Raw genomic sequence first — 11,046 nt, forward strand, 5'->3', positions numbered from 1 at the left:
CTTTTACTTTAAACTTCCTGCAGCTGATCCAGCTGGTTTTTCAGTTGTTTAAGTACTTCAGCACTTGAATGTGTGACTGCTTCGGGAAAGTGTTCAGTTTCTCCGTATTCTACACCATGCGGGTAATAATGTTTGCCGAGTAAAGGTGTCATCAGTTGAATAAGTGCCTCGTCTTTCCCAATATCACCATCAACAGCGTATCCTTGAACACGTAAATAAAAAATTTCACCTTTGATTTCGTATTTTCTATCATATGTAACACGCTCGTAATCCCACTGTCCTGCTCGGATCAGACCGAAATCATTCATGACTTCATCCAATCTTGCCAACTCTGCCTTTGTTTCTTCTATTCCAGTTCCTTCAATTCTCATTACGTTTTCCCCTCCTAAAACCACTCTGTAATCGCTTTAAAAAAATGGCATATTCAGTAAAGACCCGAAGGCTCAGCCGGCTGTAAGTATCCTAGTGTCTTTACCCCTGCCGATAAAATTAAGATTCCACTATTAATAATAGTATGAAAGAGTCATTTTCGCAATCGTGAGAAGAGATAATCTTGAAAGTAATCCAAATTTTTCTGGGAGAGGAATGTAAAAGGCTGATTTTTCTATACGAGTAAGCAGAATTAAGTTATACTCTTTTCAAAGCAATTACTTGAAATTTTGAATTTCTTTTGATTAAATGAGCCTATAAAGTGTCCAACCGCTCGCTGCTGTGGTTTTTACTAAAGTGTCACGGAAGATCAATATATTGGAGGAGACTACACTGAAAAACATTGCAAGAACGATCATTATTCTTGTCATCATATTTGCAACTTACTCCGTATTTATCAAGTTTGGTGAGCATCCACCTTTAGAAATGAAAAAAAAAGAAGATCTGCAGATTGCTCATGAAGAGAGCAATGAGGCGGAAGATTTAAATGTACCCGAAAGCGGTATTCTTTCTTTTATAGGCAAGCCGGCAGAGGATGTAAAAGCGGCACTCGGAGATCCAAACAGAATTGACTCATCCGCTTATGATTACGACTGGTGGATTTATAATGCTAATTTAAATCAATATTTGCAAATTGGAATAGAAAATGACAGAGTTGTCTCCGTTTATGGAATAGGCTCTGAAGTCAATGTCAGTCCTTTTACTTTGGGACAGCCGCTCGCAGAAGTATTTAAAATTGCACCTGTTTCACCCAGCCTTGAAATGGAGGCCCATGGAAATTCTTATCGCTTTGAGTTTTCAGAAGAGGATATGAACACTAGACCTTCTGTAAAAATGGGGGACGTATATATTCAGCTTTATATTGATAAATTTGATGGAACGCTATCCAGTATCAGAGCGCTCGACAGAGATACTTTTATCAAGCAGCGGCCTTATGAGGTTGTTTACCGGGGAGAACTCCTAAGCGCTCAAGATGTTACGCCGGAAAAATGGCAGGAGATTGAGAGAGGTTCAGAACAGCAGATTCTTGACATTACAAATGTCATTCGAATGAGGCACGGTATACAAGCTCTCGCTTGGGATGAGCAGGCTTCTCATGTTGCCTTCGGACATAGCCGGGATATGAAGGAGAATCAATATTTTTCTCATGAATCTCCCACTGAAGGAAGACTTTCAGACAGGCTTGAAAAAGGAAACGTATCATTCAGGCTGGCAGGGGAAAACATTGCAGCACATTATATCGATGGAATAGCTGCCACAGAAGGCTGGCTGAACAGCCAGGGGCATAGGGAAGCACTTTTGAACGACGAGTTCACCAGCCTTGGTGTAGGTGTTAACGGCTTGTTTTATACGCAGAATTTTATAAAAAAATGATAGATCACCAAAAAAGGGAAACACGAATCATTGTGTTTCCTCTTTTTTTATAGGACGGCTGTTGATGAATGGTAAACCCAATTATAAAAAAACCTATATCATCTTAATGATGTATATCTGAGTTATGTTATTCGCTAATTAATTTCCTCTAAGATTTCTATTGAGAATATTTCGGTTATCCGGTTCATGCTACTTCGTATTAAGGGAATGTAATGTGGTCTTAGCATGATGACTTTACAGCTGCTTCCTCTCAATAATAAAGAAGCTTGCTGTACTATGTGCCAAAAGTACACCATCATCCCTGAACACTTTTCCTTCCGTCACTACAATTTTTGTACCCTTATGTATTAGTTCCGCTTTACAAGTCAGCTGTTTTCCTGTACCGGGTGCTACATAATTGATTTTCATTTCTGTGGTTACTGCAGCATGAGACTCCGGAAGAATCCAGTGAACGAGAGATCCCATTGTTGAATCCAGGAGAGTTGCAGTAATGCCGCCGTGAACAATATTCAACGCATTTTGAATAAGGGGGGTATTAGGAATTGATATAGAGAAGCTGCTGCTGTCTTCGGAAGCTTCAGCCTCTGCTCCAAGCAGCCCGCCGATATAGGAACTTGATGGTTTAGCTCTTTTTCTTTCTAGAGCTTGAAGTACAATGCTGAGAATTTCCTTTTCTTCATCAGATGCATCCTCTAATAATTTTTCAAAATCAGTCTTCAACTGCGCCACTCCCTGTCTTGTGTGTTTATTGACATACTAACAGCAATACCCGCCTTTGCCAATTTTAATAAAAATAGGCGAACACTTAAGCTTTTCCTTCTATAAAATGAAGTAGGCACAAGTAAGAAAAGAGGTGGGATGTATGTCTGTAAACAATCTTCATCCTTCAGTCGAATCTTTTAAAGACTTCGTTAAAAAACATCCGAAAATGATTCAGGAAGTAAGAAAAGGGCAAAAAACCTGGCAGGAGTTCTACGAAGAGTGGTATCTTTTAGGCGAAAACGACGTGACCTGGAAGAAATATGGGGATGTAGAAGTGCAGCAGGAGAATGACTCAGCTGAAAGCAAGCAAAGCTTTGTTTCTCAAATGCTTCAAGCTGTGAAGACGATGGATGCCAACGCAATGAATCAGAACATCAACAAGGTCTCAAATACAATTTCAACGATTCAAGGGTTAATGGAACAATTAGGGCTTTCTAAAGCAGCAGGTCCTCAAAACAGCAATGCACCAAACTCCCCTTTCTCTTTCCGGAAGGATTAATGGAGCATGAGGCCAGAAGCAATGGAAGTAATCCGCAGCAACCCAGATTTGCATAAATTTGTGAGAGAGCAGCCCTATTGGTATCGAAAAATTTCCAGAAACCCTAATGAGCTTGAAGAATTGAAACTCACGATGATGAACACATATCAAAAAACAATTCCACATAAAGTAGCTCAATTTTCCAATTCTGTTCAGATGGCCCAAATGATGATGAGCATGTTTTATGCCATGCGCCAGCAGGATTGATGGCAGTGATGATACCATCACTGCTTTTTATCATCAAAATTTATCTTAACGGCAGAGTTTTACGGATCATTCCTTTAGGTATTTATGTTTTTTTTATAATTGTGCATTCTATTAGAAAGGAGGTTAGTTTCATGAAAAAATACATAACGATGCTTGCAGTCCTTTTAGTAGCTGCAGGATGTACAAATGATAAACCCAGACCGGAAACCATAGTGGAAGCTGCAGCAGTTGAGAATGTGAAGATGCGTGCAAAAGATGAGCTGATTGTAAAGCATGAAGTAAGAGGCAGCACTGTATATATAGAGTGCTTTGTTCCAAATTACAGATTTTCTTCATCCTCAGATACATCAGATCCGAAAGAAGGCTTTATCAAGCTGTGGATAGACGGAAAGCAATCTGAAGAAATTTTTACCGCAGCTTTTATGATGAAGAATGTTCCGAAAGGATACCACACAATTACGGTAGAATTTGTTTCCAGTGCAACAAAACATACAGAATTCAAGCAGACTTTTGAGATTCATTTGTAGGGGCCGGGAGAAAATGGTGCCCTCTGACAGCTTTTTTTCCCATTCATTTTGTTAGAATACATGAATCAGCATTTTCCAATCGTAAAAAATCGTGATACAATGTAGTTGGAGGTGCTGAGATTGATTTTGACGACATTAGAAAGCGTCAACGTTCTTAACAAAGCAGAAGAATTGGCACAGCTGGTTATGCAATCTGAAATTGCGGAAGACTACTATCGCTCATTATATAGATTACAAAATGACAAAGAAGCTCAGGCATTAATTTCACAATTCTCTAAAGCAAAAGATCTGTATGAGGATGTTCAGCGTTTTGGAAAGTATCATCCTGATCATAAGCGTTTGACAAAAGAGATGAGAGAAGTTAAAAGAAATGTTGATTTACATGAGAGTGTCGCAGCTTTTAAGAAAGCAGAGAAAGAGCTTCAGTCTCTTTTAGACAGCATCAGCGTAGAAATTGGCCAGGCAGTTTCACAATACATTAAAGTTCCAACTGGTAATCCATATTTTGACTCATTGTCCAGCTGCGGCGGAGGCTGCGGTTCGGGCGGAGGCTGCGGATGCAAGGTTTCTTAACTTAGGCGGGGCAGCAGCCCCGTCTTTCTATTTGCGCCAGATGCAGTCTTCGCAGAGATTTCCGCAGCAAAACATTTTTTCCTGCGGTACAAGAAATCTGTGTCTGAATACATAAAGCTCTGCATCTACTCGCACAAAATGAGTTGAATACGTCAAGCGGAGCCCCTTCATGGCCCATCGGGAGGATGTATGAATGACTGTTTCTGCTTCCTTGATGTTTACTCCCGAAGAAGAATTCATATACACATACAGAAACGGAATGCCTGCACGATGAATTTTTTTGCAGGAGCAAACACTGTTCTGCTTAGCAAGGTGGCTTAAAAACTGATTCCAGACAAGATCTAAATCCATTTTTCATCCTCCTTGAAGAATAGAGAAATATGCAGCAAATAAAAGGGAGTGTATATCAGGTGAATGATACAATGATGGACAAAAGGCAGGGAATTATAGTTTACATGCATTCCCTGAAACATGTGAAGATGCTGAGAAAATTCGGGAACATCCATTATGTTTCCAAAAAGATGAAGTATGTAGTTTTGTACTGTGATATGGAAATTCATCAGCAAACATTAGAAAAAATTTCATCTTATTCCTTTGTTAAACAAGCAGAACCATCATACAAGCCATTTTTAAAGCTGGAATTTGAATCTAAAATAGACAAGGCAAAAGAATACGATTATAAAATAGGTTTATAATCTTACTTTGTGTCTACTCCCAGGCTCGCCATATGGCGGGCTTTCTTCAATATGATCAATTATTCTTTTTATAGGAATCGTACCCTGTTCACACCCCAGCTATTCCTTCGGCCTCAGGAAAATCATTTATTTTGTTACTCGACCGAGGAGTATGACAAGTATTTCTTCATGTTCCACAAAAAAAGTGTTTTCCCTCCTGCCACTTAGTGATATATATAACTATGGACATAATCATGCTTTATTTTGGATTTTTGATTACTGCCATGTTAACTTAGCAATGTAAGGGTGATGAATGTGATGAAAAAATCTTGGCTGGCATTTATGCTGGTTTTGGCTTGTTTTGCAGCTGCCTGTTCAAGTAACACTTTGCAGCAGTCTGTACCTGCATTTAAGTCAGTGAATGTGATAAAAAAAGATAATCCTCCAAAAACATTTATTCCGGGAGAAATGAATATTGTTGCGATTGGTGATTCCCTAACAGCCGGTGTAGGGGATAAGAGTGGAAAAGGCGGCTATGTAGGCACTTTGAAAAGAAAATTGGAACAGGAAATGGGCTACCGCAATATATTGATTAACAATCATGCAGTTGGAGGGCATACAACCAACAACCTGATTACAAGGCTTGAAGATTCACAGGTGATAGACTCTCTGGAGCAGGCAGATATGGTGGTTATGACAATAGGCGGCAATGATGTGATGAGAGTGGTCCGGAATCACTTTTTCCAACTGACCATTGAACCTTTTCAAAGAGAACAGCAAAACTTCGGCAGCCGATTTGAAAAAATTGTTTCTGAGATACGTTCTCACAATGAAGAGGCCACAATCGTTTTTGTCGGTCTTTATAATCCATTCAAGTATGCTTTACCAGAGCTTTCGGAAATTGATTCAGTGGTAGGAGACTGGAATGATCGTACAAATGAAACGCTTACGAGGGATGGAAACGCACTGTTTGTGCCAATAGCAGATATTTTTGAAATCAGCAGTGTTAGAAATCTGCTTGCTGAAGATGAATTCCACCCCAATGGGAATGGGTATGAGTTAATGGGAGAAAGAGTATTTGAAGTATTAGTGGCTAATGAAGACTTATGAAGCAGGGTGAGTTGATGAATAGATGGAAAATAGCTTTTTTTACGGTAGTAAGTATTGTGGGAATTGTAACAGCCGCTTTATTCATTTTTTTGTACATGCCTCCAGAGGACGAAATTCCACAGGGACGCAGCAATATAGAGCTTTCAGATGAAGATACAGTAGAATTTACAGTAGGAGCTTCAAAGGAAAACCTGAACCAGCTGATACAGCATTATTTAGTAGAAGAAGCCGACGCCAATCAGCTGGACTACGAAGTTGTTCTGGAAGACAAAGTGTATCTTTTAGGAAAAATTAGAGCATTCAGCACTGATATTGATGCCAGAATTGCCTTTGTGCCGATAGTAAAAACTGATGGAAATGTTCTGTTAAAAGTAGAAAGCCTGTCACTGGGAAGGCTGCAGCTTCCCGTGGCGTACGCGCTTCAATATGTGGATGGAACATATCAGCTTCCCGACTTTGTTTATATTAGTCCTAAACAGCAGTCCATTGATATACAGCTTAGTGAAGTTCAATTCGAAAATGGACTGCAGACAAGAGCGGAGATGCTTGATCTGGAAAATGATAATATCCGCTTTCGGCTGATAGTTCCAGTTGACACATTAAGAGAAGTGCCCCAAGGCTAACAGCCGGGGCACTTCTTTTGCCGTTTTTGTATTAGTCCTTGACTTACATGCAAAAATCATTAAAAATTATATCTTAGAACACAGCTGAGAGCATTGCTGCTTTAAAAACAGCAATATGGGCATCATAGAAAATGGTTATCATTGTAGAGGATAGATATAGACTACATATTGAACAAGCCTTTTAAATTCAGCTTGCAGCTTCAGAAGATTAAAGGGGGTAGTGTATGTTTACAAACGTTTTTTCAATTACTGGTGTTATTGGAAGTCTGCTGGCAGTTTGTTTTGGCGGCGCGGCATATATAAACTTTACAAGTGGAAACATGGAACAAGTATTTATGAATATATCATACAGCGCATTATTTTTAAGCGGGGCATTTTATATATTTCACCTGAAAGATGAAAAAAGAGTTGAAAAAGGCGAGAGGGGGTAACTCCTCTTTTTTTTATCTCTGTCACAGAAACAACATGCTAAAAAGTAAATAGTGCAATAAAAGCCAATGAGACTGCTACTCTGCCAAAAAATTTCAACATAATAGAAATGCCTCCTGTTTTAAGATTCTTACAATAAATTATACATGCTCAACACCAAAAATCCTGATATTTACGAAAAACATAAACATTCTTTACAAAGCCTCTAAAAAGAATTTTGCTTAATCAGCTAATACAGGGAGCATGCTATAAATTTAAATTCTCTCTAGGGGGCAAAAACTTCACTTTATTTTGGTAGTTTTTGCGATTTGCACGGTATTTAATTCAACTTGAGTGTTCTCATATATGGCTTGTTTACCATGTAGGAAGGAAGCGTGAAGAGGCTGGCGCAATCAAAAAGAGAGCGATTTCTGACCATAAAAAGAGCTCTGGTGCTGAGACCAGAGCTTTAATCTTCAGATAAAAGTGCTTCAAGCTTAGGTGTTCCATTGGCAAATCCAACTGCAAACACCGTGTAAGATTTATCGGCTTTCAGCTGAACTTTTGGAACGCTCAGCGCTACAGTGTCCGTTCCTGCAACTTTGACCTCAAGATCCACTTTCCCCGGAGGAACAGAAACATACTTGGTGGCAGTCATGAATGAGATGTTGTTGAATAGATTACCGCCGCCTTTCACACCCACATCTACAGCTGGTGCGTCAGGAGATAAATGAACAAACTTAACCTTGGTTTCTCCTGCTGAAACAAACGGGCGGTCTACAATAGGAAACAGCTTTAAATTCGATACGTTTCCTACAGCAGCAACTGTATATGCTACACCAGGCATGACGATCACGTTTTCAGTTAATACTGGGCGGTTTTGTGTTCCTGCTGCATAAATGTCAATCCGGTATTGTCCGGCAGGTATTTGCAGGTAGTCACTCAGCTTTTTATAAGCTACATTCCGCAAAATAGGATTTCCGTTCGCATAAATATCAACGGCAGGTGCATCAGGAGAGGCATGGAGAATTCTTACTTTCGTATAGCCTGGAGACATATGCTGTCTTTGTCCATAGGCCTGCTGCTGGCCCTGCTGATGGGTGCCGAGCGCCTGGTGCATGGCATGGAGATGCTGCTGATAATACATAATGTGTTTATTTGGATCAATATATTTGTAATACTTTGCTAGCTGATCATAGATGATGGCAGAATACAGCTGATTTTGATCGTACATATTTCTCCCCCTGACTAATGCATTATATATAACTAACATATGAAGGGGGATTGTAAAATATCACCTTTTCATGTGAAATCTCAAGTTAACATAATAATATTATTAATTTCTATTGTTCGGTGTACTTTCAGCTCTTTTGATAAACGCCAGTTCTTCTTCAATCAGTCCACATGCTCCGCATTGAACTTTATAAGCAGGTCCTTTATATTGGATATGAAAAATCTCTGCAGAAGCAGTTTCATATTCCTCCGTAATTTCACCTGTGGCAGGGTTCTTTTTTACAGCATGTGAAAGCTGTTCTATAATATTAAATCTGCTTCTATTTGTTTTGCAGTTTGGGCATAAATAGGGTGCTGTCATATTTATCTCCTTTATCAAATAATTTAGTTCAAAACACACCGCATAAATTGTGTGATAGAAATTCTATCGTGTTTCCTGTTAGTTTCTTAATAAATGTTATCATTATACATTAAACAAAAAGGCATATTTCTTTGTTTTTCCTGCAAGAATGATATAATGAGACCAATATAAATTTTGGAAGGGGCAGTGAAAATGTCTGACTCTCAACCTAAAAAAGCAACCTTTGCAGGCGGGTGTTTCTGGTGTATGGTAAAACCATTCGACGAACAGCCCGGGATAGAAAGTATCGTCTCAGGATATACAGGCGGGCACACTGAAAGCCCTACCTACGAGGAAGTCAGCTCTGATACCACCGGACATTATGAGGCAGTCCAAATAGAGTATATTGAGGAACAGTTTTCCTATGAAAAGCTGCTGGAGGTATTTTGGCAGCAAATTGATCCGACTGATGCAGGCGGACAGTTTTTTGATAGGGGTCATTCTTATAAAACAGCAATATTTTATCATGATGAACAGCAAAAGCAGCTTGCAGAAAACAGCAGGCAGGAGCTGCAGAACAGCGGCCGTTTTTCAAAACCAATAGTAACGGAAATTCTTCCGGCTAAGCCATTTTACCCGGCGGAAGATTATCATCAGGACTACTATAAAAAAAATCCAGCCAGATATCAGCAATACAGTGTAGGCTCCGGCAGGGCAGGATATATTCAAAAACATTGGGGGGATAACAATGCTTAATAAAGAAGAGTTAAAAAAGACATTAACACCGATGCAGTATGAAGTGACGCAGAAAAACGGCACTGAACCTCCTTTCCGCAACGAATACTGGGACAATGTAAAGGACGGAATATATGTCGATATTGTTTCCGGTAAACCGTTGTTCAGCTCCAAGGATCAGTATGATGCAGGCTGCGGATGGCCAAGCTTTACCAGACCTATAGAAGATGTTGAAATTGAGGAGAAACAAGATCATTCACATGGCATGATCAGAACTGAGGTACGCAGCAAAACTGCTGATTCCCATTTAGGCCATGTGTTTAATGACGGTCCTGGGGAAAATGGATTGAGGTACTGCATTAACTCCGCTGCCTTAAAATTCATAGCTAAAGAAAATTTAGAAAAAGAAGGATATGGAAAGTTCCTGGCTATATTCGAATAATCGAGAAAGCTGAAATGGCTTTGGTAAGAGTGCAAAAACCCCTTAGAACGGGGTTTTTTCTGTCATTATCATCTTTAGGGGAGGCAATATGTTACATATTGAACAGACAGAGGATTTGTACTTTCAGCTGTTTTGCGAAAAAAAGAATTATCCGGGATACTGCTCTTATTCAGATAAACAGTTAAAGGACATGTTTAGTCATCAATTTTTAAGAGTATGTAGTTACCCTGATAAAGATCATCTATATACTTTGCTGCAGGAAGCCCCCTGTATATTAGGAACAGAATTTACACATGTAAAGCTTCCGAGTACAATGTGGCTTGGACCCCGCGTGACAGATACGCTGTCACAAAAGGGCTATCTTCTTGATCTTGATCTTGTGTATGCTATCCAAACATCAGAGCTCTCTCTAAACGAAGTAAGAGACGAAACACCTGATGATAAAAAGAAAGCAATGAAAGATGCCTGGAGTGTCATGTATGAATACGATGCTTTTCATCATGGAGCGTTCTTTGCACGCAGCAAGCTGCAGCGGAAGCAGCCTTATTATCTGAATGAAACTATCCTGCTCTTTGCTTGCTATGAAAATGGAAAGCCAGTCGGCAGTACAGAACTGTTCTGGTCCAGGGAGCATAAAACTGCAAAGCTTGAAGAATTGTCTGTGCTGGATGATTACCAAGGAAGGGGATTTGGAAGCTCTTTAGTAAAAAAGGCAATAAGAGAAGCTGGAAAGCTTGGCATTTCTACTGTCTATCTTGTCACTTCTCAATCAGACGGTGCTCAATATTTTTATGAAAAACTTGGATTCAGTAAAGTGAAAGAGAGCTTGACCATTCATAATTTTTGATGTTAGTAAAGTATACTATTACAATTTGAAAAATGCTTAACGGGTTAATTAGATGTGCAAACAAGTTAAACACAAGGAAACGTGTGGCTTAGTTTAAGAAGACTGTGAATACAGACAAAAGGATCAGATTTAATCTGATCCTTTTTGTATGTGCGCCCGGCATGGGTGCAGTCTATAGGGTGCAAGTCCCGAGCCATGAAGGCGGTAGTAGTGGTTAGCTTAAC

General features: G+C 39.5%; 17 protein-coding genes. 12 read left to right on the forward strand and 5 right to left on the reverse strand.

Annotated features, from left to right (window positions below; genetic code table 11):
• Nucleotides 1-8: 8 nt before the first annotated feature.
• On the reverse strand, nt 9-371 hold the full coding sequence (locus GJU40_RS05955) for a YugN family protein (protein WP_154306830.1): 363 nt from the start codon (nt 369-371) through the stop codon (nt 9-11).
• 391 nt (nt 372-762) lie between these two features.
• Between GJU40_RS05955 and GJU40_RS05960 the strand changes: the two genes are divergently transcribed.
• Nucleotides 763-1,803: a CAP domain-containing protein gene (locus GJU40_RS05960; RefSeq protein WP_154306858.1), complete on the forward strand. Its 1,041-nt coding sequence runs from the start codon at nt 763-765 to the stop codon at nt 1,801-1,803.
• Nucleotides 1,804-2,037: 234 nt separating this feature from the next.
• Here the strand turns inward: GJU40_RS05960 and GJU40_RS05965 are convergent, their stop codons facing one another.
• Complete coding sequence (locus GJU40_RS05965; RefSeq protein ID WP_154306859.1) at nt 2,038-2,523, reverse strand: PaaI family thioesterase; 486 nt, start codon at nt 2,521-2,523, stop codon at nt 2,038-2,040.
• A gap of 142 nt (nt 2,524-2,665) precedes the next feature.
• Between GJU40_RS05965 and ylbD the strand changes: the two genes are divergently transcribed.
• The 4 genes from ylbD to GJU40_RS05985 all read left to right on the forward strand — a co-directional run bounded on the left by ylbD (nt 2,666) and on the right by GJU40_RS05985 (nt 4,410).
• On the forward strand, nt 2,666-3,064 hold the full coding sequence (gene ylbD, locus GJU40_RS05970) for a YlbD family protein (RefSeq protein WP_154306831.1): 399 nt from the start codon (nt 2,666-2,668) through the stop codon (nt 3,062-3,064).
• 6 nt (nt 3,065-3,070) lie between these two features.
• On the forward strand, nt 3,071-3,310 hold the full coding sequence (locus GJU40_RS05975; RefSeq protein ID WP_154306832.1) for a YlbE-like family protein: 240 nt from the start codon (nt 3,071-3,073) through the stop codon (nt 3,308-3,310).
• 131 nt (nt 3,311-3,441) lie between these two features.
• Nucleotides 3,442-3,837 carry a hypothetical protein gene (locus tag GJU40_RS05980; RefSeq protein WP_154306833.1) on the forward strand — a complete coding sequence of 132 codons (396 nt, stop codon included), beginning with the start codon at nt 3,442-3,444 and terminating at the stop codon, nt 3,835-3,837.
• A gap of 123 nt (nt 3,838-3,960) precedes the next feature.
• Nucleotides 3,961-4,410, forward strand: a complete 450-nt coding sequence (locus tag GJU40_RS05985; RefSeq protein ID WP_343031425.1) for a YlbF/YmcA family competence regulator — start codon at nt 3,961-3,963, stop codon at nt 4,408-4,410.
• Between the two features lie 27 nt (nt 4,411-4,437).
• Here the strand turns inward: GJU40_RS05985 and GJU40_RS05990 are convergent, their stop codons facing one another.
• Nucleotides 4,438-4,761 carry a hypothetical protein gene (locus tag GJU40_RS05990; RefSeq protein ID WP_154306834.1) on the reverse strand — a complete coding sequence of 108 codons (324 nt, stop codon included), beginning with the start codon at nt 4,759-4,761 and terminating at the stop codon, nt 4,438-4,440.
• Between the two features lie 71 nt (nt 4,762-4,832).
• Here GJU40_RS05990 and GJU40_RS05995 point away from each other — a divergent pair, with 71 nt between their 5' ends.
• The 4 genes from GJU40_RS05995 to ypmT all read left to right on the forward strand — a co-directional run bounded on the left by GJU40_RS05995 (nt 4,833) and on the right by ypmT (nt 7,248).
• On the forward strand, nt 4,833-5,105 hold the full coding sequence (locus GJU40_RS05995; RefSeq protein ID WP_154306861.1) for a YlbG family protein: 273 nt from the start codon (nt 4,833-4,835) through the stop codon (nt 5,103-5,105).
• Nucleotides 5,106-5,402: 297 nt separating this feature from the next.
• Complete coding sequence (locus tag GJU40_RS06000) at nt 5,403-6,194, forward strand: SGNH/GDSL hydrolase family protein (RefSeq protein ID WP_170289342.1); 792 nt, start codon at nt 5,403-5,405, stop codon at nt 6,192-6,194.
• A gap of 14 nt (nt 6,195-6,208) precedes the next feature.
• Nucleotides 6,209-6,817, forward strand: coding sequence for a YpmS family protein (locus tag GJU40_RS06005; RefSeq protein WP_170289343.1), 609 nt, complete (start codon nt 6,209-6,211; stop codon nt 6,815-6,817).
• 224 nt (nt 6,818-7,041) lie between these two features.
• On the forward strand, nt 7,042-7,248 hold the full coding sequence (gene ypmT, locus GJU40_RS06010; RefSeq protein WP_154306837.1) for a protein YpmT: 207 nt from the start codon (nt 7,042-7,044) through the stop codon (nt 7,246-7,248).
• Nucleotides 7,249-7,694: 446 nt separating this feature from the next.
• Here the strand turns inward: ypmT and GJU40_RS06015 are convergent, their stop codons facing one another.
• Complete coding sequence (locus tag GJU40_RS06015; protein WP_154306838.1) at nt 7,695-8,459, reverse strand: DUF4397 domain-containing protein; 765 nt, start codon at nt 8,457-8,459, stop codon at nt 7,695-7,697.
• 102 nt (nt 8,460-8,561) lie between these two features.
• On the reverse strand, nt 8,562-8,819 hold the full coding sequence (locus tag GJU40_RS06020; RefSeq protein ID WP_154306839.1) for a DNA alkylation repair protein: 258 nt from the start codon (nt 8,817-8,819) through the stop codon (nt 8,562-8,564).
• Nucleotides 8,820-9,011: 192 nt separating this feature from the next.
• Here GJU40_RS06020 and msrA point away from each other — a divergent pair, with 192 nt between their 5' ends.
• The 3 genes from msrA to GJU40_RS06035 all read left to right on the forward strand — a co-directional run bounded on the left by msrA (nt 9,012) and on the right by GJU40_RS06035 (nt 10,822).
• Nucleotides 9,012-9,554 (forward strand): peptide-methionine (S)-S-oxide reductase MsrA, encoded by a 543-nt coding sequence (gene msrA, locus GJU40_RS06025; protein WP_154306840.1) that lies wholly within the window; start codon nt 9,012-9,014, stop codon nt 9,552-9,554.
• Nucleotides 9,547-9,975, forward strand: coding sequence for a peptide-methionine (R)-S-oxide reductase MsrB (gene msrB / locus GJU40_RS06030; protein WP_154306841.1), 429 nt, complete (start codon nt 9,547-9,549; stop codon nt 9,973-9,975). Before msrA ends, msrB begins: the two co-directional genes overlap by 8 nt.
• Before the next feature lie 88 nt (nt 9,976-10,063).
• Nucleotides 10,064-10,822, forward strand: a complete 759-nt coding sequence (locus GJU40_RS06035; protein ID WP_154306842.1) for a GNAT family N-acetyltransferase — start codon at nt 10,064-10,066, stop codon at nt 10,820-10,822.
• The last annotated feature ends 224 nt before the right edge of the window (nt 10,823-11,046 follow it).

Source organism: Metabacillus lacus, from assembly GCF_009674805.1.
GTDB lineage: Bacteria > Bacillota > Bacilli > Bacillales > Bacillaceae > Metabacillus_C > Metabacillus_C lacus.

Bases quoted from the DNA above. Each gene is read 5' to 3' on its own strand.
- GJU40_RS05955 (WP_154306830.1), bottom strand. From the start codon at position 371: ATGAGAATTGAAGGAACTGGAATAGAAGAAACAAAGGCAGAGTTGGCA.
- ylbD (WP_154306831.1), top strand. From the start codon at position 2,666: ATGTCTGTAAACAATCTTCATCCTTCAGTCGAATCTTTTAAAGACTTC.
- GJU40_RS05975 (WP_154306832.1), top strand. From the start codon at position 3,071: ATGAGGCCAGAAGCAATGGAAGTAATCCGCAGCAACCCAGATTTGCAT.
- GJU40_RS05980 (WP_154306833.1), top strand. From the start codon at position 3,442: ATGAAAAAATACATAACGATGCTTGCAGTCCTTTTAGTAGCTGCAGGA.
- GJU40_RS05990 (WP_154306834.1), bottom strand. From the start codon at position 4,761: ATGGATTTAGATCTTGTCTGGAATCAGTTTTTAAGCCACCTTGCTAAG.
- GJU40_RS05995 (WP_154306861.1), top strand. From the start codon at position 4,833: ATGATGGACAAAAGGCAGGGAATTATAGTTTACATGCATTCCCTGAAA.
- GJU40_RS06000 (WP_170289342.1), top strand. From the start codon at position 5,403: ATGAAAAAATCTTGGCTGGCATTTATGCTGGTTTTGGCTTGTTTTGCA.
- GJU40_RS06005 (WP_170289343.1), top strand. From the start codon at position 6,209: ATGAATAGATGGAAAATAGCTTTTTTTACGGTAGTAAGTATTGTGGGA.
- ypmT (WP_154306837.1), top strand. From the start codon at position 7,042: ATGTTTACAAACGTTTTTTCAATTACTGGTGTTATTGGAAGTCTGCTG.
- GJU40_RS06015 (WP_154306838.1), bottom strand. From the start codon at position 8,459: ATGTACGATCAAAATCAGCTGTATTCTGCCATCATCTATGATCAGCTA.
- GJU40_RS06020 (WP_154306839.1), bottom strand. From the start codon at position 8,819: ATGACAGCACCCTATTTATGCCCAAACTGCAAAACAAATAGAAGCAGA.
- msrA (WP_154306840.1), top strand. From the start codon at position 9,012: ATGTCTGACTCTCAACCTAAAAAAGCAACCTTTGCAGGCGGGTGTTTC.
- msrB (WP_154306841.1), top strand. From the start codon at position 9,547: ATGCTTAATAAAGAAGAGTTAAAAAAGACATTAACACCGATGCAGTAT.
- GJU40_RS06035 (WP_154306842.1), top strand. From the start codon at position 10,064: ATGTTACATATTGAACAGACAGAGGATTTGTACTTTCAGCTGTTTTGC.